The sequence below is a fragment of the Bacillus sp. REN10 genome (assembly GCF_016820555.1).
Classification (GTDB): Bacteria; Bacillota; Bacilli; order Bacillales; family Domibacillaceae; genus Bacillus_CE.
On record NZ_JADHDW010000005.1, the window covers coordinates 153,105 to 173,014 of the forward strand.

Consider the following 19,910-nt stretch of genomic DNA (forward strand, 5'->3'; position numbering starts at 1 on the left):
GTTCTTTATTGATTTTCATTTAATCTATTGAGCATTCGATAAAGCATGACGGCTGTTTCTGCTCTAGTCGTTTCCCTTTTCGGTTCAAACTTGCCGTTTTTGTACCCGTTTATAATACCAAGCTCTACTGCCTGTTTAACAGAAACCTTAGCATAATCACCGATACGCTTATCATCTTTAAATGACTGATTTAATTTCAATGAATCTAGCAAATCAGCTTGCTGATACTCAATCGCACGAGTGATCATGACCGCCATTTGTTCACGAGTAATGTTAGCATCTGGATCAAATGCTCCATCTTCTTTTCCTAGCACAATTCCCGCTCGATTCGCAGCTTCAATTTGAGCAGCTGCCCAAGTCTTACTTTCCGGAACATCTGTAAAGATCCCCTCGTATTCTTTCACAGGTACTTGCATCGCACGCACTAGTAATACAGCAAATTCAGCTCTAGTTAACTTTTGCTCTGGAGCGAATAGATCGTCCGTCTTTCCGCTTGTAATCAGTTTGGACGCAAGAGAATGGATTTCCTTCTTAGCCCAGTGACGATTTGTATCCTTAAAGACCTTATCATTAGAAAGCACCGTGAGCATAGAAGCTTGTCTCACCGGAATGACCCAATGCTTTTCTTGCAAATAGCCGCCCGCATACTCCCACTTTTGTGTTTTCTCATGATAAGAAGCACCTGTCGTCTTATCTTTATCCACAGAACCGCTTAACTTCATCTTTAACAAAAGAGGAACCGGCAAATCAGCAAGCACAGTTTGTTCTCCAGCTAATACGGTCACTTCCATCAAGTCAGATTTAAATTGAGGAGTAGCTGCTGCTTTGACGGCTTGCGCTTTTTTAGACACTTTTATATGAATCATTTCACCGGTTTTCTGTTGGAGATAAGCAAGGTTTTCTGGTGAAAGGGTTACTTCATGCTCTCCATCAAGAACAATCTTCAGTGGTTGTTGGCTAGTTGCTAACTTCGCCACTAACTCTTTTGATAGAGCTAGGCCCATTCGCTCCGCCTTTTCTGCTGTCATATCAAGAAGGAATTCATTTGCTCCCGTTTGAATTTGTTCTTCCGTGATTTCAATGACTTTCTCTTCTCCATTTGGCACTTCTGGCTTAGCAGGCGGTTCTGCTGTTCCTCCACCGTTCCCCGGGTTGCCTCCGCCTGTTTCCTTTGTCTTTGTGCTAAACGTCCAGACGTCCGAGCGCACCTCGCCTTCAAATTGATCTTTCACAGTCACATACCAGCCATGCTTTTTGTTTGCTTCAAGGTTATTCCAAGAAACTTCCGGTGTTTGCTGATCTTTCACCCCTGTTTGTTCACCAATTTTTTGATCTGTGAATACATTTGCTTCAAAGAAGTCGGTAGCTACTACTTTTTCCTTTGGTGTTAAATCTGTATCAATGACAAACTCATCTTTTCCTGGGTATTCATTCGTATCATAATAATTAAATTTATCCAGGTAAGGGGAGTACGTTTTCATGTAAATTTTATTTTCAACAGGATTCACTTGCATAATACGAAGGAACCCTTGTCCTCCCTCAGGACCACCTTGATAATCAGCTAGCATTTGATACACTTTTCTATCCGGTTTGCCATCTTTGTTGTCGTCAATCTCATCCACTAACGTCTCACTGTCATGATAATGGCCAGATAAAACGGCGATAATATTTTTATTTGGAAGAACGACTTCGTTATACACTTTATCGCCAATTGGACTGCGGTTTCCTGACACAAGTAAATATTCATGGAAGTTAAGAATCGCCTTTCTTTCAGGATATTTCGCTAACACTTTGTTCATCCAAGCAATATCCTCGTCATTCACTCCCCAACCCATATACAGCATAATAAAATCATTGCCATTAGAACTGATCAGATCATAATGACCGCGGTTATTTTTATAAGATTCTCCGTAATAATCTTTATCTTTAAAACGAGCTTCTCCAAAATATTTTCCGTATTCATTATAATCGCCGGTTTTATGGCCAACATCGTGGTTCCCAGCCAACACACCGTATGGAACATTTCCTGTATCTAAATACCTCATCGATTCATCGGCATTTTTCCATTGATATTCCTGATCCGCCTCATCCACGAGATCTCCCGTATGAAATGCATATTTAATATTCATCGCTTCTTTTTGAGCAACAGTCCACTCTGTCATCTTCTTAAAAATATGAGGATAGCTTTCAGAGTAATATTGCGTATCGGACATCCAAATAAAAGAATAATCAAATTGAGTCGTTGAAGCAATTTCATCTTGAACCATGACCTGTACTTTTTTATCCTTTACGTAGTCAGCACCTTTTACTGTACCAGTTAGTTTAAAGTTTTGATCATTTTCAGCTACTTTCCACTCCATTAGCTCCCATTTGTTCACTTTGTAATTCCATACATACATGGAGACTTTTCGGCCAATTAATGATTTTCCTTCCCAGTTCAGCTCAATTTCATCGTTTTCACTCATCTCTTCATCCACTTTTACTTCAAAGCGCTGATACGGAAATTGATCGGTTGACTTCGTCGTTACATATTGCTGATCCGCCGCCGCTAGCTTATCAACTTCTGACACAGCTGTTTCTCCGCTTGGAATCATTTCTTTAGGCGGTTCACGGTCCACATTGTTTTCATATACAGACACGTGATCCGTTTCATTGGCTTTATACTTATATCCTTTCATGAAAGCAACGTCGAGATCATCCTTTGTCGGGTCAGATACCTTCACTTTTAATTTAGTAGAAGTGGAAACATTTGTCGCACCGTCTTTTGGGTTCACTGCTTCTGGTTTATACGGTCTTTCTTCTGCGACGTGGAATGTAACAGCTTGAGTAGTCTCATTGCCGATTTGATCGACCGCTGTCATTTTTAACGTATGCTTGCCTGCTTCTAACTTGGCAGAGGATGTTTCAAATGGTAGTGCAATCTCTTTACCATCTAACTCTGCCGTTATTTTATTCACACCCGATAATTCATCTTTTGCCTCCACATTAATGGTGAAAGAACCTTTATATTCTTTTCCTTCTTCCACTGTCGATGTCAGTACAGGGGCAAGATTATCCACAAGAACATTCACTTTTGACTTCTCTGTACCGTTTGTAGCTTCAACGATGTGAGCACCATCCTTCACCTTCGTCGTATCCCATTTGTAAGCTTTGGCAATAAATTTCTCATCTGGCACTTTAAATGAGAAGTCAATGACAGGCTTAGCTGATGCCCCATCTCCTACTGAAATTTCTTTCTCCGGATTGTTATAAGCAGGATCATAAATAACGGTTCCATCTCGCAAAACGAGCCGGACATTTTTCACATAAAAATCATCGCGGTTTTCTTCCGATTCTTGATCAAAAGGAGATACCTTCGTTCCGGAGCGGATGGAGATCACCGCATCCTTTCCTTGCTCAAAGTATTTCGGATCAATTGGCACAGTTTTCGTGACATATGTATCAATCGTATCATCGAAAATATGTAGTGCTTCATCGCCGATGGTGACACCGTTTTTAAAATAAAGATTAACTTTCTTCACATCAAAAGCAAAATAGGCAGGTTCTGCTAAAGCCGTTGTCGTTTCTGATGTGACATCTTTTCCATCAACGAAAAGCTTCGTCTTCGTAAATTCTGTTGGATGAGAAGCTTTAATTAAAGCCGTCTTATTTAATAAAGAATCATTTTCGACATTCAACCCAATTCCTGTTTGCTGTTGGTCTTGCAAAATAGAAATCTTCTTCGGCTCCGTCTTTAATTCATTAACTCCATCGGAAACAACCAAATAATATTCGACAGATTGTTTTCCTATTAAACTAGGAGAGTAAATCGTATGGTGATATAGTTTATCGTCATAGTTTTCTGTTAAATCAACAGACTGATAATTGGAATCCTTGTTCGTTTTATAAAATAAACGAGCGGTTTTCACAGCGCGATTATCTTTTACATCAAATGTCAATTGAATATCATTCATTTCAGAGACAGGCGCTGGATCTGTTATGTCTGATACAGCAGGTGTTTCGTTATCAATCGGCAGCTTCACCTTTTGACTCGGCGCTTGATTCCCTGCTACTGTTCCCGGTGTCGCCGCCTCTGTCCCGCTGCTGTATTTCTTCATCACTGTATCACCCGGTGTTTTTGGAAATGTATAGAAAATCCCTTTATCAGCTACTGTATCATCTTTCGTTCCTTCATCATTATAGTAAGCTACAGAAACATCTTTTCCTGTATTGGTAGCAACCGCAATCCCGCGAGCGCCGCTATTGGCCATTCCGCCAGAAAACACCTTAACAATATTTTCGTTCTCGATTAAATCCACACCATAATGCTGGTTAAAATCAGCTACTGTTTTAGCTTGATTCGCTCCGTTAATAATCCAAAATACCATCGTTTCTCCGGATGGCAACAGGAGATCTTCTTTTTCTGGCCCCCAAATTAAATCAGCACCCGGACCTTCTGCAGGGTAACGGTAACGAATCTTATAATCTTTCAAGTTCACCGTTTCTGTCGTATTGTTATACACCTCGATCAATTCATACCCGTCCAAACCGCCAACATTAGCAGAGTCAGGCACGATTTCTGTCACCAACAATTCCGGCACTTGCTGCGAATCATACGCCAGTTCTTCTACTGCTACTTTAAATTCGGCAGTTTTGGCTATATTCATCCCATCAAATGCATGGATTTGATAAAAGATTTCTTGTCCTATAATCTCTTCTTTTGGAATCGTCGCTTTATAGGTATTAGGTGACTGTGTATCAGTAGACATATTGACTTCTTTCCAAGGGCTATCTTGATTCAAACGATACGTCACTTTTACATTTTTTACTGTTAGATCATCTGTCACTTGAGCATTCAACTGAATATCTTCTCCTGCTTGAATGGAAGTGACAGACGTATGTTCAATAACAGGAGCTTTCGTATCCTTCACAGTATGTACGGGTTCTTGCGGCACTTGCTCTGCTGAAACCTCTCCTGGAGTTGCTAGTTGGTCATGATTAATGATAGCCATCTTCTTTTGATCCGCAGATAATTGATATTGAATACCGTTATTTTCCTGTACATGCTCTTTTGAATAACTCGCTTCCGATAATTCATTATTGTATGTATCCGCAATCACTAACGTCCGCGCTGCACCATTCGCCATTCCAGCTGACTCCACCGTCGTCAATTGATCTTCTGTTAATTGACGGTTGAATTGTTTGTTAAAGTCCGCTAGAGTCAATTCAGTATTTTCGTCATTTTTCACCCAAACAACGATCGTGCCTTGTGCAGGAATTGTTTTATCTTCTTTAAATATCCATGCTGCATCTGGTTTACTTCCATCCGGATAGCGATAAATTAATTGATAGTCTTTCAATGATACAGACTGATCACTATTATTATAGATTTCAATAAACTCATAGGCGTCGCTTGAAGTACCAGGTATATTCGTCGTATTCGGTACCAACTCCGTAATAAGTAATGGGGGATTCTTTTGAGCATCTAATACAGGTGTTTGTTCAGACTCCACCGTCCCTTCAGCAGCTATTTCTGATGCGAACGTTGAAACAGATAAACAAGCGGCAAGGGCTAACATATAAACAGATTTATTATTCATAACTTCCTCCTTATCAAAAAACACATCTTTTCACATTTTAGATAAAGTTTGTATTTTTACTGTGAATATATTGTAAAAAAGATGTTAATTTACCTAAAACCGCGTTTATACACTCATTATTCAAAAACATGATTTTTTTACATTGAATTCCATTACTTCAATTTCATTAGATGATTAAATATGTTATAATCGTACAGAAGATCTTTTTAGCTCTAATCTGAAAGCATAGTGCCTTTCTATTATGCAGGTTTTATGGAGAAGGAATTGTACTGACTATGAGGAACGGGGATGAAGAAAGATGAATGCAAAGAAATTAATTACTTACGGCGTATTGCTAGCAGTTGTACTACCGAAAATAAAAGAGCGCTTACAAACAAAAGAGTTGCGCAAATCATATCAAGAGTCTCACAGACTTCACCGTAACCAATCAAGTATTTTGGACAAGCTCCCTCAATAAGTTCGCTTTATTGGAGGCATAGAAAAATTAGAAAAAGACTAACCTTGAATGAGCTATCTTCATGTAGAGATAGCTTACTATTTAGGTTAGTCTTTTTCTTTTTAGTTCAAATATACCATTCGTCATATTGCGAAAATTTGGTAGTATTATAGTAAAAATTTAACGAGAGAGGAAGTCATACAATGAGGCGCAAGCGAATCCTGTTAATAGAAGATGAAGCAACGCTTGCTGAAGTAAGTCTTATGTACTTAAAAGCCGCTGGATACGAAGCTCATTGGGCCGAGAACGCTGAAAAAGGCTGGGAAGATATCCAGCTTTTTCAACCGGATTTGATTTTGCTTGATATCCAGCTTCCTGGAGAAAGCGGTCTCGCTTTAGCGAAACGATATCGAAAACAATATAATGGTATAGTAATATTTATTTCTGGATTTAGTGAGACTGCGATTAAGTTACAAGGCTTTGACAGCGGTGCTGATGACTATATGACAAAACCTTTTGACCCTCAAGAGCTGCTTGCACGGATCAAAGTGCATTTAAGAAGACATGTGGATGAAACAGAAAACCACTCGTTGACGTTTGGCAATCTGACCATCGATTTAGAAAGTATAGAAGTAAGAAAAGATGGAGTTCCTATTGAACTGTATGCGAAAGAGAAGCAGTTGCTATTCTTCTTAGCCCAGCACCCGAATAAGGTATTTAGTTCAGAACATTTGTTTAACTCTATTTGGGGATTTGATTCTGAAAGCGATGCCAATACCGTGTTTGTGCATATCAGTAATCTGCGTAAAAAAATTGAAGACACACCTAAAAAGCCCCGTTATATTCAAACGGTGAGAGGCTTTGGGTATAAGCTTGTGCCATGAAAAGAAGAAGAGCCTATATTTACGTCACCGTCATCTTATTGCTTCTATTATTTATGTGCAGCCAGCTTATTCACCCTTCTCATGTCCCTTTAAACGCACAAAAAGGCATATTGGACCTTCAACAGCATTCATTTGAGAAAACACCAGTGATCGGACTACATGGTGAATGGGCCTTTTCATGGAAAGATTTCAGTGGTCAGTCTCCCATTTATGTGGAGGTGCCAAATGAATGGACAAATTATAAACGAAACGGCAAGGATATTCCTCCAAACGGTTACGCCAACTACCGCTTAACCATGAAATTACGCCCAGAGGATGTCGGAAAACGTTTCGCTTTTTACCTTCCGGAGATCGGATCGAGTTATGTATTTAAAGTAAACGGAGAAACACTCTATAAAAACGGGATAATTGCAACATCCAGGAAAGACTACTTCCCAGAAAATCGCCCATCCTTTATTGCTTATCAACCCACCCAAGATGTTTTGCAAATTGATATTTTAACAGCTAATTATATGTTCTATCATACAGGTTTATGGAAAGCGATTGAGTTTGGTGATAAAACAACTGTACTGACTGAATATAATTTACGGATGATGAAAGAAGCCTTCATTATTGGAGGTATGCTGATTCTAGCCATTTATCATATGGTTTTTTATTTAAAACGCCGCAACGATTTATCGTCTCTTTACTTTGGCCTGATTTGCTTAGCCGTAGCGATTCGAACTTCAACGACAGGCAATATTCAACTTGGCCTTCTTTTCCCGTTTTTAAATTGGACAACGATGTTGCGAATTGAACATGTCAGTACCTTTCTCCTCTTTATCGCTTTTTATAAATATTTTCACTCGGTATTACACCAGCCGTTGAAACCATTATATTTGAAAATAGTGACTGCCGTCTGTTTCATTAGTGCATGTATGTCTGCCTTTTTGCCATCGAGCATATTTACATACACAAAATTGCCTTTTGCCTTTTTCGTGCTTTGTGCATTTATTTACATCCTTATCCTGTCCATTCGTTCGATTCAACAAGGAGTCATTGAAGGATACTGGAATGTTGTTGGTTTGATGTGTATTATTTACGGCATAACTAATGATATATTCATTCGGCTCGATCTATTAGAGGGCATGTATATTGCTCCGTTAGGTCTTCTCTGTTTTGTCATTATTCATGTGACTTTGAACGCAGCTAGGTACTCTCATTCCTATGCGATAGCCGAGCGTCTATCTAATGAGCTGAATGTGTTAAATAAGCAATTAGAGAAAAAAGTACAGGAACGAACGTTAAAATTAGAAAAAGCTTATCAAGAGCTAGAAGAATCGGAAAGTGCTAGAACTCGTATGATTTCATTAATTTCCCATGATCTGTCTTCTCCGCTGTCTGTACAAAAGATAGTAGCAAAAGGCATGTTAGATGGCATTATTCCGTTAAATGAGCGAAGGTATGTAGCCAGCTTGTATAATCAAGTACAGTTTATGGAGACATTACTGGCTGATATGAAGGAACTTGTATTAATGGAAGGAAAACAGCTTTCCTTTGATTTTCAGCGCGTTGATTTTAAAGAATACATGTACACATTGTTCCAATCGTATGAAGCACAAATTCGAGCAGAAAAGTTAACCTTTGTTTATCACTCTTCATTAGAAAAGGGCAAGCGACATGAAGTCCTACTGGATCCTACCCGCATCGAACAGATCTTTTCCAATCTATTATCAAATGCTGTGAAGTTCACTCCTGCTGGCGGAATGGTAGAAGTTTCTGTTTGGAAAGATGCCAAGACGGTCTCCTTCCGGGTGAAAGATAATGGCTGCGGCTTTTCAGAAGAAAATACAGATAAACTATTTGAACATATGTATCGCACGACGCCTGTTCGCACAGACAAACAGAGCACCGGCTTAGGCTTATCAATTGCTAAAGAAATCATCAAAGCGCATAAAGGAACGATCACTGCCGAAAGCCAGCCACAAAAAGGGGCTAGCTTTACTGTAACATTACCTGTGAACAGGTGAATCCTAAAGAATAGTCAGAAACTTAACGTTTTTCTTTCCTTCCGATATAATAGAGTGAAAGTTCAATCAGCGAGGTTTTCTGCTTCTCCCACTTGCACGTCCGTATTTCTTCTGCCTTGTGGAGATGGGAGTCTTACAGACCGTTAATGGGGGATAAATAATTATAAACGGAGGATATTACATGACCGTCAAAAATGCCATGGAGGATATTGTGAAAGCGATCATTGCCGAGCATAAAGACACCTTAAAGCTAACTTGCCGCTGCGACCGCTGCCTAGACGACTTATTGGCTCTTTCCCTTAACCATCTTCCGCCGATGTATGTCGTCGATGATAAATATCGACCGTATGTGGCAGCCAAATACATGGTGAACACGCAAGAACATGCCAATATTTTAACAACAATCACCCAAGCAAGCACGAAAATAGCCGCCAACCCCCACTGCCAAACACAAAAAAACCAGTGATGAAAGACTTTCCTTTCACACTGGTTTTTTAGGCGTTACACTCCTAATACAATACTCGTACTAAAAAATTCTTTATACAGCTCTTTTAACACATTGTCTGTGTCTTTCTCTTTAATTCCGAACACAAGGCTGACTTCGGATGATCCTTGGTTAATCATTTCGATATTCGCTCCCACACGGGAAATCGCGGTTGTTGCCCTTGCCGTTAAACCGCGTGTGTTGTGCATTCCTTCTCCAACAAGTACAACCATCGCAAAATGATGTTCCACATGTACATCATCCACCAACAATTCTTCACGGCATCTTGAAATAATTCGCGCTTCCTTCTCTGGCGTTAGCTGATGACTCCGTACAATTACAGATAAATCATCAATGCCGGATGGCGTATGCTCATAAGAAATATGCTCATCTTCTAATATTTGCAATAAACGGCGGCCAAATCCGAGCTCGCGGTTCATTAAATATTTGCTGACATAAATCGTTGAGAAGCCGCCATCTGCTGCAATACCGATCACTGGACTGTTCGAATATTCACGTTCCGCCACAATCATGGTTCCTTCCGCTGAAGGATTGTTTGTGTTTTTGATACACACCGGCACAGACCGTTGGAAAGCTGGCATCAATGCTTCATCATGGAAAACGGAAAAGCCGGCATAAGAAAGCTCACGCATTTCCCGATACGTCATGCGCTTAATTTCCACAGGATTGTCCACCACTTTCGGATTAGCGGCAAACACCGAATCCACATCCGTAAAGTTTTCATACAACTCCGCATCAATGGCCGCTGCTAAAATAGACCCTGTAATATCAGAACCTCCGCGGGCAAACGTCATCATGACACCATCGCGTGAATAGCCGAAAAAGCCAGGAAACACAACAATACCTTTGCGATTTCGCAAGCTGCTTAAATTCTCATAGGCTTCTGGCAAAGCGCGCGCACGACCCGGCTCATCGCTCACAAGTAACCCAGCATCTTTCGGATTGACATACTCTGCTTCCATGCCAATGCTAGAAAAGTAGGCAGCAATCAGCTTCGCATTATTATCTTCTCCGCTCGCTTTCAGCTGATCCACAAATAAGTCACGATTATCGCGATTGACTGTTAACCGTCCACGAAGATCTTCTTCAATGACTTTGACAATATGCTCATCAAGGTCAAGTCCCTTGGCAATATCTGCATAACGATCCACAACCGCTTGTAACTCTTTCTCCGCTTCTCCTGTTGAAAGAGACGCCTCTGCCAAATTAATTAGTAAATCCGTTACTTTAATATCATCATTAAAGCGTTTTCCAGGGGCAGACACAACAACGATTTTGCGCTTCGCATCGTCCCCGACGATCGCTGCTACTTTTTTAATTTGCTCTGCACTCGCTACAGACGTTCCGCCAAATTTACAAACCTTCATCCAAATTCCACTCCTTGCTCACTGTTTAACTTACGTGATGAAAAATATTTATTTGAAAGATTATACCACTCCTTTACATAAAAAAGAAGAAATAATCTGATATTTCCCAAAGTAAAAGCAGTAGAGAGAATTTCTAGATCTTTTAGTATATTAATGAGCTAGAAGTCTTCACCAAAAAATAGTTGATTTTTCCAAAGTATTCATTTAATATGTGTGTATAACAATATATACACATAAACAGTAGGAGGTTGTTTAAATGAATTCTGTTTGGCGTGATGCTTGGTGGTTGAGTCGGTTTGAACTATTCAAAATGACCGGACCATTCAAACTAGTGATATGTACACTTGGTTACTTCGTCTTTTTAATTGGCTTGTCAAATGGTTCCGAGAACATGGCGACAAAAATCTTGTTTGATTTTGTTTTTGTTGTCGCTATCACCACTCTGCCGTATTCCTTACGCTCAAAGGAATACCAATTAACAAGGGTGTCAGGAGATTTTTGGGGCTGTCATTCTTTCAACTTTTTACAGGAGCAACCTATTTCAGAAGACGTACTCTTAAAAAGCCGCTTTCTTTCTAACTTTGTTCTATCAGTCGTTACAAACTTGATCTTAGTTAGTATATTTCTCATTACGCCTTCGAAGCTGAGTTCCACCTTATCCATAGGGGAATCTATCATTTTCTTATTTCTTTGGCTCCTGATTGGTCTAATGGTGAGCTTTCTCCTCTCAGCCAGCGATGTAGGGGATGTCATATCCATGACAAAAATGATCATCTTTTCAACTATCATCTACGGATCCATCTTAGCGATGACTGTAGCTTACTATTTTTATATAAGAATAAGCTTAGTCGAAGGCTCTATTTTTCTCATCAAGAATTACCCAATCGTTACACTAGTATTGGCCACACTTTTCACAATCGGAAGCTATCTTTACTGGTATCGGTACTCCGTTAAAAAAGTCCGAACCATAGATTATTTGTAAAGGAGAAAATGCTCCATGACATTGCCCATTCACATTTCCCAAGACAGTCGGGAACCGATTTATCATCAAATTGAAGCTCAAGTGAAGGCGTTGATCTCTGGAGGGCAATTGCCCGCCGGAACCGCTTTACCTTCCATACGAGTGCTAGCGAAGGAACTAGGATGCAGCGTGATTACTACGAAAAGAGCCTATAATGATTTGGAACAAAAAGGATTCATTGAAACGATTCGAGGGAGAGGAACTTTTGTGGCAGATGTAGCACTAGCGGTAAAAGAAGAAGTAAAAGAAAAAACAGTAAATCAAGCAATCGAACGGGCCATTGAAGTAGGATTGCAACATGATTATTCCATACAGGATATTGAGCACATGTTCACTCTGATCATTAAAGAAAGGAGAGGTTAATATGAACAGCATTAAATTAGAGCAAGTATGTAAACAAATTGGGGAATTCAAACTTGGACCTATGAACGTCGCCATTCCGGCCGGAAGCTCTGTCGCCATTATTGGCGATAACGGCGCTGGCAAAAGTACACTATTAAAAATGATTATGGGACTAGCAAAAGAAGACAGCGGCCATATCCAGCTTTTTGATCAGGATCGAATTTTAGGGGACAGCAGTTGGAAAGAACGAATCGCTTATCAGCCTCAAACAGTCTCTGGATGCAGTGGCTTAAAAGGATCGGAAATAAAAAAACTTATTGCTCGTTTTTCTTCCTCTTTTGATGAGGAACGATTCTCTCACTATGTTGATAAGCTAAACATTCCATTAAATAAGAGATTTGATAAGCTTTCGCAAGGTGTGCAAAAAAAATTAACGCTTGCTTTAACGTTAGCTCAACCACAGGATTTAATGATTTTTGACGAACCGATGGCCGCAATTGATTTAATGGCGCAAAAATTAGTGATTGACGAAATGGTGCAGTTAATGGATGAACATCTGGAACGAACGATTATATTTACAAGCCACCAGCTTCACGATATTCGCAAGTTCGCTGATTACCTTCTATTAATTCGCCAAGGGGAGTTCCTAGGGATGTTTGAAAAAGATGATCTCGCTTCAAAATTTACTCGGTACTGGTTGGACAAACCGTTGGAACAAGCCATCCCCTATATCCTTACTACCAGTGATGATCGACGAGAAATTATTTCTTACAAAGGGAACCTCACCGAACAAGCACTACATAAAAGCGACATCCGCATTATTCGCAAAGCTAACGTCGGTCTTGATGAGACCCTCCCTGCCATCCTATCTGGAGAACTCGACCTAAAAAATTGTCACGACCAACACTATGCTGGAACGATTTAGCACAACGAATAACGATACACTAAACTCGAAAAGCCAACCAAATTTGGTCGGCTTTTTTAGTATGATCTTTTGAAACAGCCCAATCATTTGACTTATTTCTGCACAGCTACTTGTGACTGACGCCAAACAACTTCCCCATCTACTAATGTCAGCTCGACTTTCGTTTCTGGAATTTCGTCTTCTGGTATCGTAAATAAGTTGCGATCTAGGACGATGATATCCGCTAATTTTCCTTTTTCTAATGTTCCAAGCTCATGTTCACGGAAAACACTGTAGGCGGAAGCACTTGTGTAAGCTTTTAACGCTTCAGCCATCGTCACTTTTTCTTGCTCATTCCACGTATCTTGCAATGTAAAATCTTTACGCGTCACGGCATGATAAATCTCAATCATCGGTTCAAGCGGCACGATCGGGTAGTCACTGCTGTAGGAAACAACCGCTCCAGAGCGTACGAGAGAAGCATTCGGATAAATGTACGCTTGTTTCTCTTCGCTCACTTGCGTCGTATGACTTTCACGAGGCATTAACGCCATATGATATGGCTGAATCGAAGGCATAACGCCAAGCTCCTTGAAACGCGGAATATCCTCTGGTGCCACCACTTCAATATGCTCAAGGGCATGACGAGCATCTCGCTTGCCATTTTTCTTCTGTGCTTTTTCATATAAATCTAACCCCATTCGAACAGCGCCATCACCAATAGAATGAAAACGAATTTGAAACCCCTCTTTGTCCGCTTCTTCCACCCATTGCGCTAGCTGCTCTTCTCTATAAGCCGTTTCTCCTCTTGTATCAGGACGCTGTTCATATGGGTCAAGCATATAAGCCGTGTAGCCTGTCACGACCCCATCAATAAATTGCTTTAATCCAGCCAACCGTAATTTATCAGAACGATACTGTTCGCGTAACTTCTTCGCTTTTTCAATGTCCCCATTTAATGGCGGATACAGATGGAATCTCGTCGTTAGGCGCCCTTCCGCTTCAATCTGTTGATACACCTCATAAGCTTCTAATTTTTCATGAGCTCGGCTAGCATACAAATCATTCACAGAAGTGACTCCCAACTCCGCGGCATGCTGCAAAAATTGCTCCACCATATTACGCAGTCTTTCTTTTGAGAAATCATACGCGTAATCTGTCGCCAAAGAAATAGCCGTTTCAATTAAAATCCCCGTTGGCTCCCCCGCTTCATCTTTATAAATAATTCCATAATCCGGATTCTCTGTGTCTTTCGTAATTCCCGCTTGTTCAAGAGCAATAGAATTTACCCAACCGTAATGCCCTTCTGCATGTAACAGAACAACCGGACGATCAGCGATCACTTGATCCAATTCATAACGAGTAGGGAAATCCTTTTCTCCCCAAGCGGTATGATCCCATCCAGTACCGACAATCCACGCCTCTTCCGGATGCTCATCCGCATATGCTTTTACTTTGGCAATCGCCTCTTCTTTACACTTTGCCTCCACTAAAGACACACTATAATGACTGAACAAACTCCCAAGCATAATATGCATATGTGCATCATGGAAACCCGGCATGATCAGTTGATCCCCAACATCTATTACTTCGGTATGATCCCCTTTAAGAGCGAGTACCTCTTCCTTAGCGCCAACCTCTATTATTTTATTTCCTCTAACCGCTACGGCTAATGGCTCTGGTTGATCACTTACTCCTGTAAAAACAGCCTCACTCAATAAAATCATATCTGCTTTCATCATATTCCCTTTCCTCCCTCATGAATGATCCAATGACAACTTTAATTCAGGCGGCTTTTGCTTAAATCCTTTCGTTAAAAAGAGCATATAAATGAAGCCAATTGCGAACCAAATGCTGCCGAGCACCTTTGAATGAATGTCTAGATTAATAAGCAACCATAAATCAAGACCAGCCCCAATCAGCGGAATGATCAAATACATAATCGTCCCCATCAATGAACGCTCTTTTTTTCGAATAAAATAATAAGCAATCACCGCAATGTTTACACATGTAAATGCAAGAAACGCTCCAAAGTTAATAAATGACGCCACAAGCGTTAAACTTAAAAATAATGCAAGCAAGGAGAAGGCACTAATGACTAAAATATTATTCACTGGTGTTTCATATTTGGCATGAAGTGCTCCAAAGAATTTTTTCGGCAGCTGACCATCCCGCCCCATCGCATAAAGAACACGAGAAGCACTCGCTTGCGACGACATGGCTGAACCAAATGCGGTGACTGCATAAACAGCAAGGAACAAGGAAGTAAATACTTTTCCACCGACAAGGGCAATGATTTCATGCGCAGCAGAGTCTGCATTCGTGAATGTGCTAAAGTCTGGCCATACAAGCTGCGCAAAATAGGAAACGCTTACAAATACAAACCCACCAACTAACGTAATAATAAACACGGCACGCGGAATAGTCTTTTTCGGATTGACTGTTTCCTCAGCAAACGTCGTCGCTGAATCAAATCCGAGAAACGAGAAACATAGAAGAGCCGCTCCTGCTACTACAAAAGAAAAAGGCTTGTCCGAATTATAGAATGGCTCTAGCGATAACAATGTACCACTGCCTGTTCCACCAAGAATTTCTTTAATCGATAAACCAATAAACAATACGATAAACAGAAGAGAAAAAATCGTGATAAAAGCGTTCGCTTTAGCAGCCAATTTCACTCCCTTAATATTGATAAATGTCACTAGCGACAACATCCCTAATACCCATACATACGGTGGAATCGCGGGAAAAGCCGCTGAGAAGAAAATGCTGAACAATAGGTAATTCACCATTGGAATAAACAAATAATCCATCAATATCGCCCAGCCAACCATAAATCCAACATAAGGATTGATCGATTTTTGTGTATAGGCATAAGCGGAGCCTGCTGATGGAATAGCTTTGGACATTTGTCCGTAACTATAAGCAGTAAACATCATGACGACCATCGCTAGCACATAAGCTCCTGGCACCATGCCATTAGAAATTTCAGCCGCAATACCATACGTACTAAATACCGTCGCTAACGCCATAAATGAAAATCCAAACAGTACTACCGGAATAAGTGTTAACGATCTGCTCATTTCTTTTGAACCTGACATGTAACAACCCCCTTAGCAATCTTAAAAAAACACGCTCCAAAAACTAATGCAAAAATTATACCAATTAAGAATTTTCTGATTAATAAACAGTTATACTCCTATAAAAAATGACAAACTGCATAAATTATTCATATACGCATAATTCATCTATATATGTTCAACTTGTTCCATCGACATAAGAATGTTGATTATTGGTTCCTACTCGTGTGAGACCGTCGTGGTCTCACACGCCTTTCAGCTATGCTGAAAGGTAGCCTGTCTCTATGAAACGATGGAGAAAGCAAGCTTTCCCCATCGTTTCATAGAGACAGAGCGAGTAGGAGTCAATAATCGTTTTTCTAACTAGATAGGGTGTGATCGTATTGGAAAACCAATTTAGATTTATATAATACATACCCTTTTAAAAATTTACATATTTTTAACACTATCTTTTGTAATTATTTACATTTATTGATTACTATGGTATCGATTACATAGAGGGAGGCGTTTCGAATGGTTTTTGTTGAGAGTTACATTCCATCTATAAGTACAATGTTGCTTGTGGAACATCATCCAGATCGTTTCCATACGATGATTTATGATGAGAAAGGAACGTACCACACCAAAGAAACAGCGAAACAACTGTTAAACAAAGCTTGTTTACACCGTCTATTTACCTACGAAGGTCGGCTTCAAGCCACTCGTAAACAATTAAACTACCAAAAAAAAACACCATTATTGATCTGCCACGAAGAACTGATTTATACCTTTCCTACAACTTCACCAGAACAGTATGGCTGTTGCTGGATCTTTCCGCGCCATGTACAAGCGCATGCTTCAGTTAAAGGAAAAATGGTCGTTTATTTTAAAAACGGGATTAAATTATCCTTAAATTGTTCTCCTCATGTCTATTTCAAACAACTAGATCGTGTAAGAAACTGTATTGCCTATATGTTAAGCCATAAGGAAGTTCACGAAAGTGCAGAGTCATAGAGTATTGTTCCATTAGTCAGTTCTGCATAAAAACAGAGCGCTCACAGGTGTTTACTTACCTGGTAATCACAACCCAAAAAGCCTTGTTCAATAAAAAGAACAAGGCTTTTTTGTATTGCTTGTGCAAAAAAACGATTTTGTAACTTTAATCTAGAGCAAACATGTAAAAATAGGTAAAAATATACATTTGAACTCTTTAGCTTTCCCCTATTTTACTCCTTCGCCACCCTAAGAAAATTCCGCTATTCTTGGGTTAACCCGGGAATTTACGGTCAGCGCGCTGCCATTAAGGAAGATCACAGTGGAGAATTTTGAGAACATTTATCATCAATTTTCACCAATGATCCGTCATATTATGAGATCACTGCATATTTACAAAGATGAAGATGAATTTCAGCAAATTGGACGAATTGCCCTTTGGGAAGCTTATGAAAAATATGAGCCACAAAAAGGAGCGTTTTCAACGATCGCCTACTCCTATATAAAAGGCCGGATGATGGACGCCTTAAAAAAAGCAAAGCAGCTAGAAGAACAAGTCGTCTATACTGACCAACTATTATGGCAGGACGTACCCGATCAGCAAAAAGATCAATCACTCGAACTCGAAATGTTACTCACTTATACTCTCTCCCTTTCCGATCGAGAAAAAGTATGGCTGATTCGTACATTTTATGAAAATATGACAATCGCTGAAATTGCTACATGCGAAAATGTTTCCCCTTCTGCCGTAAAAAAGTGGCGGAAACAAGCATTAGCTAAATTGAAATTACAACTAATTAGGAAATAACGGACGTCATACTTCCACCGCACATCTTGTCACTCTATAAAAATAGTTAAATATTACTATTTTGAAAAAATTTGTAGATTAAGTTTGCATCTATTGTTAAAGTAATTGTGAATATAATTCTAAAAATTGAGAGGTGTTTATAATTGAAGAAAGGCTTTAAATCTTTATTAATGGCCGCTTTAGCCATCATGCTTTTCATTCCTGTAACTGCTCCTTCAGCGGCAACTTTCCAAGGAAATTTAAGCGGTACATCTGTTTATAGCGATGAAGAAGCAACATTTGAAGCAGCTGCTTCCACCACTTTCCGAGATGTCCCAAGTACATATTGGGCAAAAAAAGAAATTGATTTCCTTGTAAGAAAAGGCATTATTCAAGGATATAAAAACGGGAAGTTCGGTGTGAATGATCCTGTCACTCGTTGGCAAGCAGCTGTTATTTTAGCAAGAGCTTTAGGGGTAGATAAGCAGTCCGCTCCAAACCCTGGATTCCGCGATGTGCCAGCATCTCATCCGGCTTACAATGCGATTGCCGTATTAACTAACTACGGTGTTTTTAGCAAAAGCACGTATTTCAAGCCAAACGATAAACTAACAAGAGCCCAAACAGCGAAAATCTTAACCGAAAGTTTTGGATTTAGCTATGCTTCATCTACTAATTTTAAAGATGTGAGAAGCAATGCATGGTATTACAAATATGTTCAATCTTTGGCATACATCGGAATAGCTAGAGGCGATAGCAAAGGTAATTTCCTTCCAAACAAAGTGATGAACCGTGCAGAGTATTCCGCTTTCATCGCTCGCGCATTGAACCCACAATTCCGTTTAGGTGTTCAAGCAACTGTCACTGGCACACAGTTACAGTCAGATGGTCGCTTAAAAATGAATGTACAGCTGTTCAACAACACAGCAAACGAAGTATTTGGCATCCAAGGTAAATATGAACTTCATATCAACGATACACTTGTAGCTAAATCTACTTCATTCCGCGAATACAAAAACGTGATTCTTAAACCAAAACAGAAAAAAACAGTGGCTTTCTACTTCTCTCCTAGCGAAGTAAAACAACGTATCAACTTTAACAACACAGCAGAATTACTATTCGAACATCAATGGTATTTCTACCAATAAAATAAAAGCGTGACTCCCGATCATGTCGGGAGTCACGCTTTTATTCGTTTAGGCAGTCGCTTCATCTTCTCATACTCTGCATTCATCAACCCTCCAAGAAGCAACACAACAGCGGATAGATAAAACCACAAGATTAAAATAATGATCCCAGAGAGCTGTCCATAAATGCGAGTATAGTTCACGGAACTGGCATATTCTCCGAACAGTACTGATGCTGCTTGCCAACTGATAGCGGCAAATAAAGCACCTGGCAGTACACATCGAAGCGGCTGTTTATCATTGGGCAAAATTTTATAAAAAAGAATAAAAAAGAAAAATAAAAACAGCGTTCCCAGTATCCACTTTACAACCGTCCAAATTTTAAAATACGGCGCCACCCCTTCAATCGTACCAATCACTTCTGTAGAGAGTAATAAATGAAGAAGCCGCTCTAAAAGAGGAATCATAAAAGAAAACGGCACTAGAAACATAAAGATCAAGGTAACTCCTAAATCTCGGAATAGCCCAGTGAAAAAAGAAAGTCGCCGCTCAATATTGTACGCATCGTTCAACGAGCGAACAAGTGATTGAATTGCCATCGAAGATAGCCAAAAGGTGGAAAGAAAACTAATCGAAATCGTCTGCCCTTGACCTTTTGCCACAATGGCTTGGACGTTTTCTTTAATTAAGTTATATGTATTCCCCGGCGCATAAGGTTCAATAAAGCCTAAAATATCTCCTTCCTTGATCGGAAAAAAGCTCATGACAGACAGCATAAAAATTAAAAAAGGAACGACAGACAACAGTAAGTAGTATGCGGTCTGCGCTGCCTGATCAAAAAAGCGTTCAGCAAAAAAACGGACTGCTACTATTCGAATTAGTCTCATTCCAGCTCTC

The 19,910-nt window shown here is 39.9% G+C and carries 15 protein-coding genes; 10 read left to right on the forward strand and 5 right to left on the reverse strand.

Annotation, left to right across the window (positions count from 1 at the left end; genetic code table 11):
- Positions 1-5: 5 nt before the first annotated feature.
- The gene (locus tag IRB43_RS10045; RefSeq protein WP_203363333.1) at positions 6-5,579 is read right to left on the reverse strand and encodes an S-layer homology domain-containing protein; all 5,574 of its coding nucleotides are present in this window, start codon (positions 5,577-5,579) and stop codon (positions 6-8) included.
- Between the two features lie 298 nt (positions 5,580-5,877).
- Between IRB43_RS10045 and IRB43_RS10050 the strand changes: the two genes are divergently transcribed.
- The 4 genes from IRB43_RS10050 to IRB43_RS10065 all read left to right on the forward strand — a co-directional run bounded on the left by IRB43_RS10050 (position 5,878) and on the right by IRB43_RS10065 (position 9,374).
- Positions 5,878-6,036 carry a hypothetical protein gene (locus IRB43_RS10050; protein ID WP_203363334.1) on the forward strand — a complete coding sequence of 53 codons (159 nt, stop codon included), beginning with the start codon at positions 5,878-5,880 and terminating at the stop codon, positions 6,034-6,036.
- A 182-nt stretch (positions 6,037-6,218) separates the two neighbouring features.
- A complete protein-coding gene (locus IRB43_RS10055) occupies positions 6,219-6,899 on the forward strand; it encodes a response regulator transcription factor (protein WP_203363335.1) in 681 nt (226 codons plus the stop codon).
- Positions 6,896-8,908 carry a sensor histidine kinase gene (locus IRB43_RS10060; protein WP_203363336.1) on the forward strand — a complete coding sequence of 671 codons (2,013 nt, stop codon included), beginning with the start codon at positions 6,896-6,898 and terminating at the stop codon, positions 8,906-8,908. Before IRB43_RS10055 ends, IRB43_RS10060 begins: the two co-directional genes overlap by 4 nt.
- Before the next feature lie 181 nt (positions 8,909-9,089).
- Positions 9,090-9,374 carry a late competence development ComFB family protein gene (locus IRB43_RS10065; RefSeq protein WP_203363337.1) on the forward strand — a complete coding sequence of 95 codons (285 nt, stop codon included), beginning with the start codon at positions 9,090-9,092 and terminating at the stop codon, positions 9,372-9,374.
- Positions 9,375-9,409: 35 nt separating this feature from the next.
- Here the strand turns inward: IRB43_RS10065 and IRB43_RS10070 are convergent, their stop codons facing one another.
- A complete protein-coding gene (locus IRB43_RS10070; RefSeq protein ID WP_203363338.1) occupies positions 9,410-10,780 on the reverse strand; it encodes an aspartate kinase in 1,371 nt (456 codons plus the stop codon).
- 256 nt (positions 10,781-11,036) lie between these two features.
- Here IRB43_RS10070 and IRB43_RS10075 point away from each other — a divergent pair, with 256 nt between their 5' ends.
- Genes IRB43_RS10075 through IRB43_RS10085 form a run of 3 tightly spaced genes read left to right on the forward strand, consistent with a single transcriptional unit; the run spans position 11,037 to position 13,068 of the window.
- The gene (locus IRB43_RS10075) at positions 11,037-11,762 is read left to right on the forward strand and encodes a hypothetical protein (protein ID WP_203363339.1); all 726 of its coding nucleotides are present in this window, start codon (positions 11,037-11,039) and stop codon (positions 11,760-11,762) included.
- A gap of 15 nt (positions 11,763-11,777) precedes the next feature.
- Positions 11,778-12,164: a GntR family transcriptional regulator gene (locus tag IRB43_RS10080; protein ID WP_203363340.1), complete on the forward strand. Its 387-nt coding sequence runs from the start codon at positions 11,778-11,780 to the stop codon at positions 12,162-12,164.
- Between the two features lies 1 nt (position 12,165).
- The gene (locus tag IRB43_RS10085) at positions 12,166-13,068 is read left to right on the forward strand and encodes an ATP-binding cassette domain-containing protein (protein WP_203363341.1); all 903 of its coding nucleotides are present in this window, start codon (positions 12,166-12,168) and stop codon (positions 13,066-13,068) included.
- 92 nt (positions 13,069-13,160) lie between these two features.
- Here the strand turns inward: IRB43_RS10085 and IRB43_RS10090 are convergent, their stop codons facing one another.
- Together IRB43_RS10090 and IRB43_RS10095 are read right to left on the reverse strand one after the other, a co-directional pair.
- Positions 13,161-14,789 carry an amidohydrolase gene (locus IRB43_RS10090; protein WP_343070848.1) on the reverse strand — a complete coding sequence of 543 codons (1,629 nt, stop codon included), beginning with the start codon at positions 14,787-14,789 and terminating at the stop codon, positions 13,161-13,163.
- 15 nt (positions 14,790-14,804) lie between these two features.
- Positions 14,805-16,148 carry an APC family permease gene (locus IRB43_RS10095; protein ID WP_203363342.1) on the reverse strand — a complete coding sequence of 448 codons (1,344 nt, stop codon included), beginning with the start codon at positions 16,146-16,148 and terminating at the stop codon, positions 14,805-14,807.
- Positions 16,149-16,640: 492 nt separating this feature from the next.
- On the opposite strand from IRB43_RS10095, the gene IRB43_RS10100 reads away from it, so the two are divergent.
- The 3 genes from IRB43_RS10100 (at position 16,641) to IRB43_RS10110 (ending at position 19,034) form a co-directional block, all read left to right on the forward strand.
- Positions 16,641-17,120, forward strand: coding sequence for a competence protein ComK (locus IRB43_RS10100; RefSeq protein WP_203363343.1), 480 nt, complete (start codon positions 16,641-16,643; stop codon positions 17,118-17,120).
- Between the two features lie 301 nt (positions 17,121-17,421).
- Entirely contained in the window at positions 17,422-17,907 is a 486-nt protein-coding gene (locus IRB43_RS10105; RefSeq protein WP_343070849.1) for a sigma-70 family RNA polymerase sigma factor, read from the forward strand.
- Positions 17,908-18,050: 143 nt separating this feature from the next.
- Positions 18,051-19,034, forward strand: coding sequence for an S-layer homology domain-containing protein (locus IRB43_RS10110; RefSeq protein ID WP_203363344.1), 984 nt, complete (start codon positions 18,051-18,053; stop codon positions 19,032-19,034).
- A 32-nt stretch (positions 19,035-19,066) separates the two neighbouring features.
- On the opposite strand, the gene IRB43_RS10115 is transcribed toward IRB43_RS10110, so the two are convergent.
- Positions 19,067-19,900, reverse strand: a complete 834-nt coding sequence (locus IRB43_RS10115) for a YihY/virulence factor BrkB family protein (RefSeq protein ID WP_203363345.1) — start codon at positions 19,898-19,900, stop codon at positions 19,067-19,069.
- Positions 19,901-19,910: the final 10 nt, after the last annotated feature.

Bases quoted from the DNA above. Each gene is read 5' to 3' on its own strand.
- IRB43_RS10045 (WP_203363333.1), bottom strand. From the start codon at position 5,579: ATGAATAATAAATCTGTTTATATGTTAGCCCTTGCCGCTTGTTTATCT.
- IRB43_RS10050 (WP_203363334.1), top strand. From the start codon at position 5,878: ATGAATGCAAAGAAATTAATTACTTACGGCGTATTGCTAGCAGTTGTA.
- IRB43_RS10055 (WP_203363335.1), top strand. From the start codon at position 6,219: ATGAGGCGCAAGCGAATCCTGTTAATAGAAGATGAAGCAACGCTTGCT.
- IRB43_RS10060 (WP_203363336.1), top strand. From the start codon at position 6,896: ATGAAAAGAAGAAGAGCCTATATTTACGTCACCGTCATCTTATTGCTT.
- IRB43_RS10065 (WP_203363337.1), top strand. From the start codon at position 9,090: ATGACCGTCAAAAATGCCATGGAGGATATTGTGAAAGCGATCATTGCC.
- IRB43_RS10070 (WP_203363338.1), bottom strand. From the start codon at position 10,780: ATGAAGGTTTGTAAATTTGGCGGAACGTCTGTAGCGAGTGCAGAGCAA.
- IRB43_RS10075 (WP_203363339.1), top strand. From the start codon at position 11,037: ATGAATTCTGTTTGGCGTGATGCTTGGTGGTTGAGTCGGTTTGAACTA.
- IRB43_RS10080 (WP_203363340.1), top strand. From the start codon at position 11,778: ATGACATTGCCCATTCACATTTCCCAAGACAGTCGGGAACCGATTTAT.
- IRB43_RS10085 (WP_203363341.1), top strand. From the start codon at position 12,166: ATGAACAGCATTAAATTAGAGCAAGTATGTAAACAAATTGGGGAATTC.
- IRB43_RS10090 (WP_343070848.1), bottom strand. From the start codon at position 14,789: ATGATGAAAGCAGATATGATTTTATTGAGTGAGGCTGTTTTTACAGGA.
- IRB43_RS10095 (WP_203363342.1), bottom strand. From the start codon at position 16,148: ATGTCAGGTTCAAAAGAAATGAGCAGATCGTTAACACTTATTCCGGTA.
- IRB43_RS10100 (WP_203363343.1), top strand. From the start codon at position 16,641: ATGGTTTTTGTTGAGAGTTACATTCCATCTATAAGTACAATGTTGCTT.
- IRB43_RS10115 (WP_203363345.1), bottom strand. From the start codon at position 19,900: ATGAGACTAATTCGAATAGTAGCAGTCCGTTTTTTTGCTGAACGCTTT.